Source organism: Streptomyces platensis (assembly GCF_008704855.1).
Taxonomy (GTDB): Bacteria; Actinomycetota; Actinomycetes; order Streptomycetales; family Streptomycetaceae; genus Streptomyces; species Streptomyces platensis.
The window spans coordinates 3,903,108-3,917,409 of sequence record NZ_CP023691.1; the positions used below are offsets into that span (position 1 = coordinate 3,903,108).

The window sequence follows — 14,302 nt, forward strand, 5'->3', positions numbered from 1 at the left end:
CGCCGCCTCAGCCCGGCCGGTAGGCGCTCGTCGCCTGGGTGTAGAGCTGGTCGATCTCGTGCCGGCCGCGGTCCGGGCCGATGACGAGGACGAGGTGGTAGCGACCCTTGTGGATCATCGCCAGGTTCCGTACGTACACCTCGCGGCCGCTGCCGTCGCGCCAGGAGAAGGTGCCCTCGGCCATCGCCGTCTTGCCGACGTCGATCCGCTGGAGGCCGGAGGCCGAGGCCCAGCCGGAGGAGCGGTACGGGGCCAGCTCGGCTTCCTTGTTCTGGAGATACGCCATCGGGTCGGTGCCGAAGCGCGCCGTGGTGTCGCGGCCGGGCACCACCACCAGCTCATAGTCCCCGCCGACGTACCGCACCTGGCCCCGGTCGTTGGCGCCGCGCCGCTGCCAGCCCTCGCGGACCGCGACCTGGAAACCCTCCGGGTCGTTGCGTACCCCGAAGCCCTTGGCGACCTCGGCGGGCGCGGTGGTCTGCGGTGCGCCGGTGCCGGCCGAGGCGTGGTCGCCCTCCTGGTCCCCGGACGGTGCCGGACTGGCGGGCGCCGCACCCGAACTGCCCGTACGGTCCCCGCCGCGCTCGCCCGCCTTGGAGTCCGGGCCGGACTTCGGCAGGAACGCCAGCGCATAGACGACCGCGCCGACGAGCAGCAGCAGGATCGCGGTGAGCAGCAGCCGGCCGAGGTGGCGCGGCGCGCGCGACGGGCGGGAGGCGGTGTCCGGGCCGGAGGGGTCCGGCGTCCGCTGGTCGTACGGCTCCCGGTCCGCGGGGCCGCTCTGTCCGGACGCCGGTCTGCCGGACCGGGCGGTGCGGGCCGGTCTGGACTGCCGGAGCGGCTTCGGCTGCTTCGGGGGGCGCGGCGGGCGGGTGGTGGAGACGAGCGGGGTGGGCTGCTCCGGGGCCGGCGCCCGCGGAACGGGCGGTGCGGCCGCGGCGGCCCCCACGGCGGCCGGGGCCGGCTGCGGCCGGGTGCGGCGGGCCGTCCGGGTCTTCTTGTGCCGGCCCTTCCGTACGAGTTCGCCGCGGCGCCGCACGATCGGCAGCCGCCGCGGATCGGCCCCCTCCGCGGGCATCGTCACCAGCCGGCTGCCGACCGCCGGCTCCGGTGCCGTACGGATCAGGGAGCGCAGCCAGCCGTTCAGCTCCTCGGCATCCGGGCGGTCGGCCGGGTCCTGACGCAGCAGCGACTCGACGACCGGCCGCAGCGCCCCGCACTCCTCGGCGTCCGCGGGCGGCTGCGAACAGACCAGCTGCGCCAGCTCCACGGCGCTGCCCTCGGGGAACGGCGCCTGCCCCTGCACGCTCCGGTAGAGCAGCGCGCCGACCGCCCACAGATCGGTGGCCGGGCCGACCGGCGGCGCCAACTGCCAGTTCTCGTGCACCGGTCCGGCCTGCTCCGGCGCCCAGCGCTCGGTGAGCGGGCCGACGACGGTCAGCCGCGCCTGCCGGGCCCGTTCGGCGGCGAGCCCGGCGGTGGGCCGGCCGTACGCGGGGCCGGTGGTGTCGTCGTCCCGTGCGGGCTTGGTCAGCGAGGTCTTGGCGGCCGGGGCGTCCGGCGCGGGCTTCTCCGGCGGGTCCGCGGCGGTGGGCGGCTCGGTCCCGCACAGCGCTTCCTGGGCCGCCCCCGCCGCCAGACCGGTCAGGATGGCCCGGCCGTCGTCGCAGACCAGGACCGTACGGGCGGTGATGTTGCGGTGCAGCATGCCCTCCGCGTGCAGTACCCGCAGCACGGTGAGCAGATCCGCGGCGATCTCCGCGGCGCGGTGCGGGGACAGCGTCCGCTCGGCGAGCAGCGCGGACAGCGGGCGGGCGAGCAGGAGTTCGGCGACGATCCACAGGCTGCCGTCCTGCGCGAAGACGTCGAAGACCTGCTCCAGCCGGGGGTGATCGGCCAGCTGGGCCGCGGTCGTGGCGGCCTCCAGCGCGCGTCGTACGGCAGGGTCCCCGGGGCTGCGGTCGGCCACCCCCGCGCCGCCCGTCAGCCGCGCGGCACCGTAGCGGCCGCCGCCGGTCCCCCGCTCGGCGGGCCCGGCCGGCTCCGCCCCCACGACCTCCGCGTCGACCACCTCGGGCAGCGGCACCTGACGGACCAGGACCTCCTGTCCGCTGAACGTGTCGAACGCCCGGGACTCGGTGAGGTCGTCATCGCCGAGGGGCCGCAACGGCAGGCGGTAACGCTCGGCGAGCACCCTTCCCGCGTACTCGTCCACGACGCCTCCCCGCAGCGCGCGCTGTGTCTACCGTCGCGCCGGAACACCCTCGGCGCTGGCGCCTCCGGTCACTTCCGGTCGTATTCCCGCCGATTGCGGATGCGTACGGTCTTCGCGGTCTCACGATACGTGCCCGCACCGCGGCTTGCGGGCCGGTCTGCGCAACGACGCGCACTCTGTCCGTGCGTCGCCCGGCCCGCAAACCGGTCCCGCGCTCAGTCCTTGATCGCGAAGGTCTTGAACGCGGCCGAGACCACGTCCTGGCACTCCTTGTCCGGCCACTTGTCCTTCTTGCAAGTGATCATGATGGCGTAGCCGTGCTGGTCGTCGGCCCGGAAGCCACGGTCGAGGACCCGGACCTGCTGGCCGCTCTGACGCCGCGTGAAGGACCAGTCGGCGACGGTCGGGTAGCCCCGCCACTTCACCGGCTTGATGCTGATGCGGTGGTAGTCCTCGGTGGAGCCGCGCACCGCGGGCTCCAGGCTGCGCCAGGAAGCCGCCGCGTCGGTGCCGGGCTCGGCGTTGTAGTCCACCTGGACGCGGGGGAAGCCGCCCGAGGCGCTGTAGATGACGCCGGAGCCCTCCCCCGCGGTGCCCGTCTGCTTGAAGCCCTTGGGCATCGCCATACCGAAGTGGAACCTGCCGTTGGAGATCCGGGCGAAGCCGTCCGGCACCGCCTTGTCCCCCTTGCCGTCCTTGCCGCCGGTGTCGCTCTCCTCCTCGGCCGGGCTGACACCGCCGGGCGGCTGCGGGGCCGGCGAGCCGGGCCCGCCCTGCTTGGCGTCCTCGCCCGTGCCGGCCGATTCCGTGGACGGCTCCGCCTTCGCCGCGGACGACGACTTGTCCGGCTTGCCGGCCGGCTTGCCGCTGTTCTTCGTGCTGCCGTCGCCGCTCAGCGCGACGGCCAGGACCGTGCCCAGCACCGCCAGGACGACGACCACGGCCACGATGACCAGGGTGCGGCGCGGGACGACATCGGTCACCGAAGCGCGGGGCGCCGGACGGTTCCCGTCATCGGGTCTGGAGTCCACACGGGCTCTCGCGGCGACGGCCGCCGCACGGACCGTCCGCAGCGCACCGCGCACCCGCTCCTTGGCAGCCTCGGTGTCGAACCCGGGACGGGTGAGCGTGGGACGGGACGTGCCGGATGCGGCGCGGTCCGCGCCGGCCTGCTCCCCGGCGGCCGGGGAGGCCGTCTTCGGGCGCCCGGTCCGCTCCGGGGTGCTCGTCGCGGCGGCCTTGGCGCCGGCGGCCTTGGCGGCACCGGCCTTGCTCTTGCCCGCCGTGGCAGCGCCGGACGCGGGCCCGCTCCCGGCCGGCGACTCCGCCACCGCGGCGGCGGCCGGCTTCGGCTTGCGCGGCACCCGCGACTTCGCGGCGGGCTTCGGCTTCGGCGTGCTGTCGGGCTTCGCCTTGGCGCGCTCCTTGGGCACCGTCGGCAGCACCATCGCCCGGGTCTCGTCCAGCGGGGGCTCGGGCTTCCGCGCCTCGGGGGCGTGCACCACGTCCAGCAGCAGCGTCCGCGCCCCGGCGTCGTCCAGCCGGCCCGCCGGGTCCTTCACCAGCAGGCCGTAGATGACCTCCTCCAGCCCGCCGGCGTTCTTCGGCGGCTCGACCGGCTCGGTCATCACCGCCGTCAGCGTGGCGATCGCCGAGCCCTTGTCGTACGGCGGCACGCCCTCGACACAGGCGTACAGCAGCCCGCCCAGCGACCACAGGTCGGCCGGCGGTCCCGGCTTCTGGCCGCGGGCGCGCTCCGGGGAGATGTAGGAGGGGGCGCCGACGAGCATGCCGGTCGAGGTCACGGAGGGGTCGCCCTCGACCTGGGCGATACCGAAGTCGGTGAGCACGACCCGGCCGTCATCGGACATCAGGACGTTGGACGGCTTCACATCGCGGTGCAGGATGCCCGCGGCGTGGGCGGCGCGCAGCACATCGAGCACCGCCAGGCCGACCTCGGCGGAACGGCGCGGGGGAAGCGGACCGTCGTCACGGATGACCTCGGCGAGCGAGCGTCCCTCGACCAGCTCCATCACGATCCACGGGCGGTCGTCCTCGTCGACCACGTCATAGACCGTCACCGCGCCGTTGTTCCGGATCCGGGCGATCGCCTTGGCCTCGCGCAGCGTGCGGGTGATCAGACGACGCTTCTCGTCCTCCTCGACCCCGCCCGGGAAGCGCAGCTCCTTGACCGCGACCGTGCGGCCCAGGACCTCGTCACGTGCCCGCCAGACGGTGCCCATGCCGCCCCGGCCGAGAACATCGGCGAGCCGGTACCGCCCGGCGAGCAGCCTGCCCCCCTTGCCGTCCATCTCGACCTCGTCGCCCACTGAATCCCCTCTGCAATCCAGCCGAGTTGGCAGCTTCGACGTCCCATCGATCACCAAACTGGCCCAACTCGGACAACCCACCCTGGCAGAGCCTTCATTCTCCCTCATCCGCGGCCGTGCGGAAGGCCCGGGTCGGTGCCGAACAACACCCTGCACCCGTCATGATGGCCCCGACGAACGGGAGTCCCGATGACGAAGCGCCCGCGTCGCCCGGCCGCGGACCGCGCACTCCGCCCGGCGGCGCCCCCGGCGGGCCACCGTCCCGCCCTGGTCCGTACGGGCGCCCTGGCGGCCCTGGCCACGCTGCTCCTGACGGCCTCCACCGGCCAACCCCGCCTCGCCCCCGCGTCCCTGAAACCCGCCCGGCCGCCCGCGCGGACGGCGCCGGCGCTGCACCGCCTGGTCGGCGACGGGATCCCGGGCGCGGCCGCCCTCACCACCCGCGCCGGTTTTCCCGCCGCGCGTTTCTCCGCGGCCGGGGTGGCGGATCTGCGCAGTGGCCGCACCATGGGCCCCCGGGACCACTTCCGGGCCGGCAGCCTCACCAAAACCCTGGTCGCCACGGTCGTCCTCCAGCTGGCCGCCGAGCACCGGCTGGCCCTCCACGACAGCGCCGCCGCCCACCTCCCGCCGGGCATGCGGGTCACGGGCCCCGGCACCCGCAGCAGCCTCCGCGGAGTGACGATCCGCCAGCTGCTGGACCATACGAGTGGCTTGTTCAACTACACCGACGATCCCCGGCTCGCGGGGCAGCTCTTCGGCACGGGCTTCCGCGCCCACCGCTACGACCGCCACACCCCCGCCGAGCTGCTGCGCACCGCCCTGCGCCATCCGCCGGCGGCCGCCCCGGGCGCCCGGTACTCCTACTCCAACACCAACTACCTCGTGCTGGGCCTGGTCATCCAGGCCGTCACCGGACACCCGTACGCCACCGAGATCCGCCGCCGCCTCCTCGTCCCCGCCGGGCTCCACCACACCTCGTTCCCCGGCACCGTCCCGGCACTGCCGAGGCCGCACGGCCGGGCGTACTCCCGCATCGGCGACCGGCGGGTGGACGCCACCTCGCTGGACCCCAGCTGGGCGGGCGCGGCCGGCGAGATGGTCACCACCCTCGGCGACCTCAACCGCTTCTTCTCCGCGCTCCTCGGCGGCCGGTTCCTGGCGCCCCGCCAGATGGCGCAGATACGCAACGCGCAGCACACCGGCGGCACCTACGGCCTCGGCCTCTACGCGACCGAGCTGCCCTGCGGCGTCACCGTCTGGGGCCACGACGGCGAGATCAACGGCTCCCACGCCCGTACCGCCGCCACCCGCGACGGCCGCCACGTCCTCAGCTACCGCGTGAACACCGACACCCACTCGGCCCCGGTCCCCGACAGGGCGGTCCTGACGGCGGAGTTCTGCGCCGGGCACGGCGGGGGCTAGAGCGGCATCAGAGCAGCCTCAGAGCGGCACGATGTCCGGCGCCCCCAACCGCGCCGCATCCGCCGTCAGATCGTCCGGCTGCCGCTGCGATTCGCGCTCGGCCTCGACCCGCTTCTGGTAGTGCGCGATCTCCTTCTCGACCTGGTCTTCGTCCCAGCCCAGCGCGGGCGCGATCAGCTCGGCGACCTCGCGGGCGCTGCGGGTGCCCCGGTCGAAGGTCTCGATGGAGATACGGGTGCGCCGGGTCAGCACGTCGTCGAGATGGCGGGCGCCCTCGTGGGTGCAGGCATAGACCGCCTCGGCCCGCAGGTAGTCGTCCGCGTGCGCCAGCGGTTCACCCAGCGACGGATCGGCCACCACCAGCTCCAGCAGTTCCTCGGTCAGCGAGCCGTAGCGGTTCAGCAGATGCTCGATACGGGCGACATGCAGTCCGGTGCGCGCCGCGATCCGGGCCCGCGCGTTCCACAGCGCCTTGTATCCCTCGGCCCCGACCAGCGGCACATCCTCGGTCACACAGTCCGCGACCCGCTGGTCGAGGCCGTGCACCGCCTCGTCCACCGCGTCCTTAGCCATCACCCGGTACGTCGTGTACTTGCCGCCCGCCACCACGACCAGCCCCGGCAGCGGATGCGCGACGGTGTGCTCCCGGGACAGCTTGCTGGTGGCGTCCGACTCCCCGGCCAGCAGCGGCCGCAGCCCGGCGTACACCCCCTCCACGTCGTCCCTGGTCAGCGGCGTCGCGAGCACCTCGTTCACATGCTCCAGCAGATAGTCGATATCCGCGCTGGAGGCCGCCGGATGCGCCTTGTCCAGATCCCAGTCGGTGTCCGTCGTCCCCACGATCCAGTGCCGCCCCCAGGGGATGACGAACAGGACGCTCTTCTCCGTCCGCAGGATCAAACCGGTCGTGGAGTGGATCCGGTCCTTGGGGACCACCAGGTGGATCCCCTTCGACGCCCGGACATGGAACTGCCCGCGCTCCCCGATCAGCGCCTGGGTGTCATCCGTCCACACCCCGGTGGCATTGACGATCTGCTGCGCCCGGATCTCGTAGTCGCCGCCCCCCTCGACGTCCTCGACCCGTACGCCGACCACCCGCTCGCCCTCGCGCAGAAAGCCCACCACCCGTGCCCGGTTGGCGACCTGCGCCCCGTAGGCGGCCGCGGTCCGCACCATCGTGGCGACATAGCGCGCGTCGTCCATCTGCGCGTCGTAGTACTGGAGCGCACCGACCAGCGCGTCCCTCTTCAGGCACGGCGCCACCCGCAGCGCCCGCTTCTGCGACAGATGCCGGTGCACGGGCAGTCCGCGGCCGTGCCCCGACGAGACCGACATCGCGTCGTACAGCGCCACACCGGAGCCCGCGTACCAGCGCTCCCAGCCCTTGTGCTGAAGCGGATACAGAAACGGGACCGGCTTGACCAGATGCGGCGCCAGCCGCTCCAGCAGCAGCCCCCGCTCCTTCAACGCCTCTCTGACCAGCGCGAAGTCCAGCATTTCCAGATACCGCAAACCACCGTGGATGAGCTTGCTCGACCGGCTGGACGTGCCCGAGGCCCAGTCCCGCGCCTCGACCAGTCCGGTGGACAGACCGCGGGTCGCCACGTCCAGCGCGGTCCCCGCGCCGACGACTCCACCGCCGACCACGAGAATGTCCAGCTCCCGCTCCGCCATTCGAGCGAGCGCCTCGGCCCGCTGCGCCGGTCCCAGTATCGCTGTCTTCACCGCTGCCTCCCGCTGTGATCGGGGCCACACCCCCCCGTCCGTCGATTCTGTCCGCGCCGCGTGCCGGTATCCACCCTTCGCTCCGGACGGCAACACCCCGCCGCCTTGATCCACCAATCCCTATTCTGGGTCAAATATCCGCTTAGTGTATTTATGCGACCCCCGCACACGTCATGCCGCACACGCCATTCGCAGTCGCTCGGGAAGGACGGCCGCAGCATGCCCGCAGACCTCGCCGTCATCGGACTCGGTCACCTCGGCCTCCCACTCGCCCAGGCCGCCACCGCCGCCGGCATCGGCACCATCGGCTACGACCCCGACCCGCCCACCGCCGCACTCTCCGGCGCCGACGGGCCGCTGACCGCCACCGAACTCCGCCGGCTGCTCTCCGCCGGCTTCCGCACCACCACCGACCCCACCGCCCTCGGCCGGGTCCGCACCGCCGTCCTCTGCACGCCCACGCCGCTCGGCGAGGACCGCGCCCTGGACCTCACCGCCCTGGCCGACGCCGCCCGCACCCTGGCGGCACAACTGCGCCCGCACACCACGGTGATCCTCGAATCCACCGCCTACCCGGGCACCACCGAGGAATTCCTGCGCCCCCTCCTGGAGGAGGGCTCCGGCCTCACCGCCGGACGGGACTTCCACCTCGCCTGCTCCCCGGGCCGCCACGACCCCGGCAACCGCACCCACCGCTACGCCAACACCCCGAAGGTCATCGGCGGCCTCACCCCCGCCTGCACGGAAGCGGCCGCCGCCTTCTACGGCCGCCTCACCGACAAGGTCGTCCGCGCCCGCGGCCCCCGCGAGGCCGAGACCGCCAAGCTCCTGGAGACCAACTACCGCCACATCAACATCGCCCTGATGAACGAGATGGCGGTCTTCTGCCATGAGATCGGCGTCGACCTGTGGGACGTCATCCGCTGCGCCGAGACCAAACCGTTCGGCTTCCAGGCCTTCCGCCCCGGCCCCGGGGTGGGCGGTCACGCCGCGCCCATCGACCCCCACTACCTCGCGTACAAGGGCCGTGCCCCGGGCCACCCGCTCCGCATGGTGGAACTGGCCCAGGAGGTCAACGGCCGGATGCCGCGCTATGTCATCCAGCGCTGCGCCGCCCTCCTCAACGAGCACGGCAAATCCGCCCGCGGCGCGCGCATCCTGCTGCTCGGCGTCACCTACAAGCCGGACATCGGCGACCAGGCGGGCTCACCGTCCCGCGAGATCGCCTCCCGCCTGATGGAACTGGGCGCGCACCTCACGTACCACGACCCGTACGTCCCCCAGTGGAACGTGCTGGACCGGCCGGTGCCCAGGGCCGACTCGCTGTACGAGGCCGCCGCCGCCGCGGATCTGACGGTCCTGCTCCAGGCCCACCGCACCTACGACCTCCAGGGCCTGTCCGTGAAGGCGCAGCTGCTGCTGGACACCCGCGGGGCGACACCCACCGGCGCGGCCCACCGGTTGTGACGCATGCCGAAGGGCCCGGACCGTGTGCATGGTCCGGGCCCTTCGGCGGGTGTCGTGCGTCAGCGGTTGTCGTGCTGGGACGGCGCCACCGTCACCTCGACGCGCTGGAATTCCTTCAGCTCCGAGTACCCGGTCGTCGCCATCGCGCGGCGCAGCGCACCGAAGAAGTTCATGGAGCCGTCGGGGACCGTGGACGGACCCAGCAGCACCTCCTCCGTCGTACCGACCGCCCCGAGGTCCATCCGCTTGCCGCGCGGCACGTCCTCGTGCACCGCTTCCATGCCCCAGTGGTGGCCACGTCCCGGCGCATCGGTGGCGCGGGCCAGCGGGGAGCCCATCATCACGGCGTCGGCGCCGCAGGCGATCGCCTTGGGGAGGTCGCCGGACCAGCCCACGCCACCGTCGGCGATGACGTGGACGTAGCGGCCGCCGGACTCGTCCATGTAGTCACGGCGCGCGGCCGCGACATCGGCGACCGCGGTCGCCATCGGGACCTGGATGCCGAGGACGTTCCGCGTGGTGTGCGCGGCGCCGCCGCCGAAGCCGACCAGCACACCGGCCGCGCCGGTCCGCATCAGGTGCAGCGCCGCGGTGTACGTGGCACAGCCGCCGACGATGACCGGGACGTCCAGCTCGTAGATGAACTGCTTGAGGTTCAGCGGCTCGGCCGCCGAGGAGACATGCTCGGCGGAGACGGTGGTGCCGCGGATCACGAAGATGTCCACGCCCGCGTCGACGACGGCCTTGGAGAACTGCGCCGTACGCTGCGGCGACAGCGCGGCGGCGGTCACCACACCGGCGTCCCGCACCTCCTTGATGCGCTGCCCGATCAGCTCTTCCTTGATCGGCGCGGCGTAGATCTCCTGGAGCCGCTTGGTGGCCGTGGGGCCGTCCAGCTCCGCGATCTCGGCGAGCAGCGGCTCCGGGTCCTCGTACCGGGTCCAGAGACCCTCCAGGTTGAGGACGCCCAGGCCGCCCAGCTCACCGATGCGGATCGCGGTCTGCGGCGAGACCACCGAGTCCATGGGAGCGGCCAGGAACGGCAGCTCGAAACGGTAGGCGTCGATCTGCCAGGCGATCGAGACCTCCTTCGGGTCGCGGGTGCGGCGACTGGGTACGACGGCGATGTCGTCGAATGCATATGCCCGGCGGCCGCGCTTGCCGCGCCCGATCTCGATCTCAGTCACGTGTGTGGCCTTTCCCTCTACGTCTGCCGTTCCAGTATCCCCGACACACCGAAGCCCACGGCCGGGGAGCGGCCGCGGGCATCGGTGCTCATGCTGTCATCCGGTCGCTGCCGACCGGGGACGCTCAGCGACGAGAGTAGTTGGGCGCCTCGGTCACCATCTGGACGTCGTGCGGGTGGCTCTCCTTCAGCCCCGCCGCGGTGATCCGGACGAAGCGGCCCTTCTCCTTGAGCTCGGAGATGTCGGCGGAGCCGACGTAGCCCATGGAGGCGCGCAGACCGCCGATGAGCTGGTGGGCGACCGAGCCGAGCGGGCCGCGGTAGGGCACCTGGCCCTCGATGCCCTCGGGGACCAGCTTGTCCTCGGAGAGCACGTTGTCCTGGAAGTAGCGGTCCTTGGAGAAGGAGCGGGCCTGGCCGCGGGACTGCATCGCGCCCAGCGAACCCATGCCGCGGTACGACTTGAACTGCTTGCCGTTGATGAAGACCATCTCGCCGGGCGACTCCTCGCAGCCGGCCAGCAGCGAGCCCAGCATCACGGTGTCCGCACCGGCCGCGATGGCCTTGGCGATGTCACCGGAGAACTGGAGACCGCCGTCACCGATCAGCGGCACCCCCGCGGCGTTCGCGGCCTGCGCGGCCTCGTAGATCGCGGTGACCTGCGGCACGCCGACACCGGCGACCACACGGGTGGTGCAGATGGAGCCGGGGCCGACACCGACCTTGATGCCGTCGGCACCCGCGTCGATCAGCGCCTGGGCGCCGTCGCGGGTGGCGACATTGCCGCCGACGACATCGACGCTGATGTTGGACTTGACCTTGGCGATCATGTCGAGGATGCCGCGGCTGTGGCCGTGCGCGCTGTCGATGACGAGGAAGTCGGCACCGGCCTCGACCAGCGCCTGCGCCCGCTCGTACGCCTCGCCGCCGACGCCCACCGCGGCACCGACGACCAGCCGGCCCTCGGCGTCCTTGGCGGCGTTCGGGTACTTCTCCGCCTTGACGAAGTCCTTGACGGTGATCAGGCCCTTGAGCACGCCCGCGTCGTCGACCAGCGGCAGCTTCTCGATCTTGTGGCGGCGCAGCAGCTCGATGGCGTCCTCGCCGGAGATGCCGACCTTGCCGGTGACCAGCGGCATCGGCGTCATGACCTCGCGGACCTGACGGCTGCGGTCCATCTCGAAGGCCATGTCGCGGTTGGTCACGATGCCCAGCAGCTTGCCCGCGGCGTCCGTCACCGGCACCCCGCTGATGCGGAACTTGGCGCACAGCGCGTCGGCATCGGCGAGCGAGGCGTCCGGGCGGACCGTGATCGGGTCGGTGACCATGCCGGACTCGGAGCGCTTGACCAGGTCGACCTGGTTGGCCTGGTCCTCGATGGACAGATTGCGGTGCAGCACACCCGCGCCGCCCTGCCGCGCCATGGCGATGGCCATCCGCGCCTCGGTGACCTTGTCCATCGCCGCGGACAGCAGCGGGATGTTCACCGTGACGTTGCGCGAGACCCGGGACGCGGTGCTCACCGCGTTCGGCAGCACCTCCGACGCACCGGGCAGCAGCAGCACGTCGTCGTATGTCAGCCCGAGCATGGCGAATTTGGCGGGCATACCGTCGACGTTGTCACTCATGACACCTTCCCCAATGCTCTTGCCTCAGCGCGGACTCCCATGCTAACGGCCTAATGGGGTGGCCCATTCCACGAGCGATGAGGGCCTCGTCACTTGTGCTTTTCTACGGCGACATCCGGCCGCTTCCGACCGGTAACCGCTACTGCTCGGCCAGTGCCCGCAGCCTGCTCAGCGCACGGTGCTGGGCCACCCGCACCGCACCGGGCGACATCCCCAGCATCTGCCCGGTCTCCTCGGCGGTCAGCCCGACGGCGACCCGCAGCAGCACCAGCTCACGCTGGTTCTCCGGAAGATTCGCCAGCAGCTTCTTGGCCCACTCGGCGTCGCTGCTCAGCAGCGCCCGCTCCTCGGGACCGAGGGAGTCGTCCGGCTGCTCGGGCATCTCGTCGGACGGCACGGCAGTGCTGCCCGGATGCCGCATGGCGGCCCGCTGGAGATCGGCGACCTTGTGGCCGGCGATGGCAAAGACAAAAGCCTCGAAGGGCTTGCCGGTGTCGCGGTAGCGCGGCAGCGCACAGAGCACCGCGACACACACTTCCTGCGCCAGATCCTCGACGAAGTGCCGGGCATCACCCGGCAGCCGCGACAGTCGGGTACGGCAGTAGCGCAGGGCGAGGGGGTGCACATGGGCCAGAAGATCGTGGGTGGCCCGCTGGTCACCCTCCACGGCGCGTGCGACGAGATCGCCGATTTCCTGCTTCCCGTCATCACGCATCGGACCATGGTGCCTTGGCGCCGCGCGATCCGCGGCATCAGGTCCGCACTTGTGCACTGAAGCGTTATGCGCGGCAGGTGCGCCGGCTGATGTCATGTCCTGCGCCCTCCCCTCGTGCCCGACCGGCCCGTCCCCGAGGAACTCCATACTCCCAAGGATGCGGCACCGCGCGGCGAATCGGACCGCCGTCGTACGCCGACGGGCGCGGGGCGCTCTGCCGCCCCGCCCGCCACACGGCGGGCGGGGATCTTCACTCCCCCGCATCGCTGCACGTCACAACGCCTTAGCGGACCAGTCCCCAGCGGAAGCCCAGGGCCACCGCATGCGCCCGGTCCGAGGCGCCGAGTTTCTTGAAAAGGCGCCGGGCGTGGGTCTTGACCGTGTCCTCCGAGAGGAACAGCTCACGGCCGATCTCGGCGTTCGAGCGGCCGTGACTCATGCCCTCCAGCACCTGGATCTCCCGCGCGGTGAGCGTCGGCGCGGCACCCATCTCGGCGGACCGCAGCCGGCGTGGGGCGAGCCGCCACGTCGGATCCGCGAGCGCCTGGGTCACCGTCGCCCGCAGCTCGGCGCGCGAGGCGTCCTTGTGCAGATAGCCGCGGGCGCCGGCGGCGACCGCGAGCGCGACCCCGTCCAGGTCCTCGGCCACCGTGAGCATGATGATCCGGGCGCCCGGGTCCGCGGACAGCAGCCGGCGCACGGTCTCGACACCGCCGAGACCGGGCATCCGTACGTCCATCAAAATCAGATCCGAACGATCGGCGCCCCAGCGGCGGAGGACTTCCTCGCCGTTGGCCGCGGTCGTCACACGCTCGACGCCGGGCACGGTCGCAACCGCCCGACGGAGCGCCTCTCGGGCAAGCGGGGAGTCGTCGCAGACGAGGACGGATGTCATGACCGCCCTCCGCAGCTGATGCGCGTCACCTTGAGCCTCCAGGCTGGTACATATCGTCACCTGTGCGATTGGCGGCCCTCGGACATTTGCCCGGGGTCTACCTCTGCCAACCGCCTCCGCACTCTCAACGACGGTCACTCGAAAGAGTTACGGCTTCGGCGACCGAGTTCAGCACGCTCCGTGAGGAGCCGGATACGCAGACGACTCAATGGGCGACCGGCATCCGCGCGTGCACCCTATGCCCTATTTGGCTCTCTTTCTTCCATTTTAGTGGTGACTATGACTAGATTCGCAATGAGTCATATTTACATCTACTTCGACAGTAGATGTACCGTCGTGAGCACCGAGCCCGAATCAGCATCGCTTCGAGGGGACAAGCAATGGCAGATTTCTCCCGCCTCCCGGGCCCGAACGCAGACCTCTGGGACTGGCAGCTGCTGGCTGCCTGCCGTGGCGTGGACAGCTCGCTGTTCTTCCATCCCGAAGGTGAGCGCGGAGCGGCCCGCAGCGCGCGTGAGACATCGGCGAAGGAGGTCTGTATGCGCTGCCCGGTACGGGCCGAGTGCGCGGCGCATGCACTGGCCGTTCGTGAGCCGTACGGGGTGTGGGGCGGGCTGACGGAGGACGAGCGCGAGGAACTCATGGGCCGGGCCCGGCACCGGCTGGTCCCCGCCTCTTCCATGACCGGCCACCCGGGCGCCTCGGGCGCCTGACAC

At 72.1% G+C, this 14,302-nt stretch carries 10 protein-coding genes; 3 read left to right on the forward strand and 7 right to left on the reverse strand.

Going from position 1 to position 14,302, the window contains the following annotated elements; translation table 11 throughout:
- Window positions 1-7: 7 nt before the first annotated feature.
- Together CP981_RS17035 and CP981_RS17040 are read right to left on the reverse strand one after the other, a co-directional pair.
- The gene (locus CP981_RS17035) at window positions 8-2,215 is read right to left on the reverse strand and encodes a protein kinase (RefSeq protein ID WP_085925728.1); all 2,208 of its coding nucleotides are present in this window, start codon (window positions 2,213-2,215) and stop codon (window positions 8-10) included.
- 215 nt (window positions 2,216-2,430) lie between these two features.
- Entirely contained in the window at window positions 2,431-4,545 is a 2,115-nt protein-coding gene (locus CP981_RS17040; protein ID WP_208852945.1) for a serine/threonine-protein kinase, read from the reverse strand.
- Window positions 4,546-4,734: 189 nt separating this feature from the next.
- Here CP981_RS17040 and CP981_RS17045 point away from each other — a divergent pair, with 189 nt between their 5' ends.
- The gene (locus CP981_RS17045; RefSeq protein WP_085925727.1) at window positions 4,735-5,970 is read left to right on the forward strand and encodes a serine hydrolase domain-containing protein; all 1,236 of its coding nucleotides are present in this window, start codon (window positions 4,735-4,737) and stop codon (window positions 5,968-5,970) included.
- Window positions 5,971-5,988: 18 nt separating this feature from the next.
- On the opposite strand, the gene CP981_RS17050 is transcribed toward CP981_RS17045, so the two are convergent.
- A complete protein-coding gene (locus tag CP981_RS17050) occupies window positions 5,989-7,695 on the reverse strand; it encodes a glycerol-3-phosphate dehydrogenase/oxidase (RefSeq protein ID WP_085925726.1) in 1,707 nt (568 codons plus the stop codon).
- A gap of 219 nt (window positions 7,696-7,914) precedes the next feature.
- Here CP981_RS17050 and CP981_RS17055 point away from each other — a divergent pair, with 219 nt between their 5' ends.
- The gene (locus CP981_RS17055; protein WP_085925725.1) at window positions 7,915-9,162 is read left to right on the forward strand and encodes a nucleotide sugar dehydrogenase; all 1,248 of its coding nucleotides are present in this window, start codon (window positions 7,915-7,917) and stop codon (window positions 9,160-9,162) included.
- A 59-nt stretch (window positions 9,163-9,221) separates the two neighbouring features.
- Here CP981_RS17055 and CP981_RS17060 read toward each other — a convergent pair whose 3' ends face one another.
- The 4 genes from CP981_RS17060 to CP981_RS17075 form a co-directional block, all read right to left on the reverse strand.
- Window positions 9,222-10,349, reverse strand: coding sequence for a GuaB3 family IMP dehydrogenase-related protein (locus CP981_RS17060; protein WP_085925724.1), 1,128 nt, complete (start codon window positions 10,347-10,349; stop codon window positions 9,222-9,224).
- 124 nt (window positions 10,350-10,473) lie between these two features.
- Complete coding sequence (gene guaB, locus CP981_RS17065; RefSeq protein WP_085925723.1) at window positions 10,474-11,976, reverse strand: IMP dehydrogenase; 1,503 nt, start codon at window positions 11,974-11,976, stop codon at window positions 10,474-10,476.
- Window positions 11,977-12,115: 139 nt separating this feature from the next.
- Window positions 12,116-12,691 carry a sigma-70 family RNA polymerase sigma factor gene (locus CP981_RS17070; protein ID WP_018090849.1) on the reverse strand — a complete coding sequence of 192 codons (576 nt, stop codon included), beginning with the start codon at window positions 12,689-12,691 and terminating at the stop codon, window positions 12,116-12,118.
- Between the two features lie 283 nt (window positions 12,692-12,974).
- The gene (locus CP981_RS17075) at window positions 12,975-13,586 is read right to left on the reverse strand and encodes a response regulator transcription factor (RefSeq protein WP_003948568.1); all 612 of its coding nucleotides are present in this window, start codon (window positions 13,584-13,586) and stop codon (window positions 12,975-12,977) included.
- A gap of 380 nt (window positions 13,587-13,966) precedes the next feature.
- Here CP981_RS17075 and CP981_RS17080 point away from each other — a divergent pair, with 380 nt between their 5' ends.
- Window positions 13,967-14,299 (forward strand): WhiB family transcriptional regulator, encoded by a 333-nt coding sequence (locus CP981_RS17080; RefSeq protein WP_042155964.1) that lies wholly within the window; start codon window positions 13,967-13,969, stop codon window positions 14,297-14,299.
- Window positions 14,300-14,302 lie beyond the last annotated feature (3 nt).

Excerpts from the sequence above, each read along its gene's own strand:
- CP981_RS17075 (WP_003948568.1), bottom strand. The coding sequence starts at position 13,586 with ATGACATCCGTCCTCGTCTGCGACGACTCCCCGCTTGCCCGAGAGGCG.
- guaB (WP_085925723.1), bottom strand. The coding sequence starts at position 11,976 with ATGAGTGACAACGTCGACGGTATGCCCGCCAAATTCGCCATGCTCGGG.
- CP981_RS17055 (WP_085925725.1), top strand. The coding sequence starts at position 7,915 with ATGCCCGCAGACCTCGCCGTCATCGGACTCGGTCACCTCGGCCTCCCA.
- CP981_RS17070 (WP_018090849.1), bottom strand. The coding sequence starts at position 12,691 with ATGCGTGATGACGGGAAGCAGGAAATCGGCGATCTCGTCGCACGCGCC.
- CP981_RS17045 (WP_085925727.1), top strand. The coding sequence starts at position 4,735 with ATGACGAAGCGCCCGCGTCGCCCGGCCGCGGACCGCGCACTCCGCCCG.
- CP981_RS17080 (WP_042155964.1), top strand. The coding sequence starts at position 13,967 with ATGGCAGATTTCTCCCGCCTCCCGGGCCCGAACGCAGACCTCTGGGAC.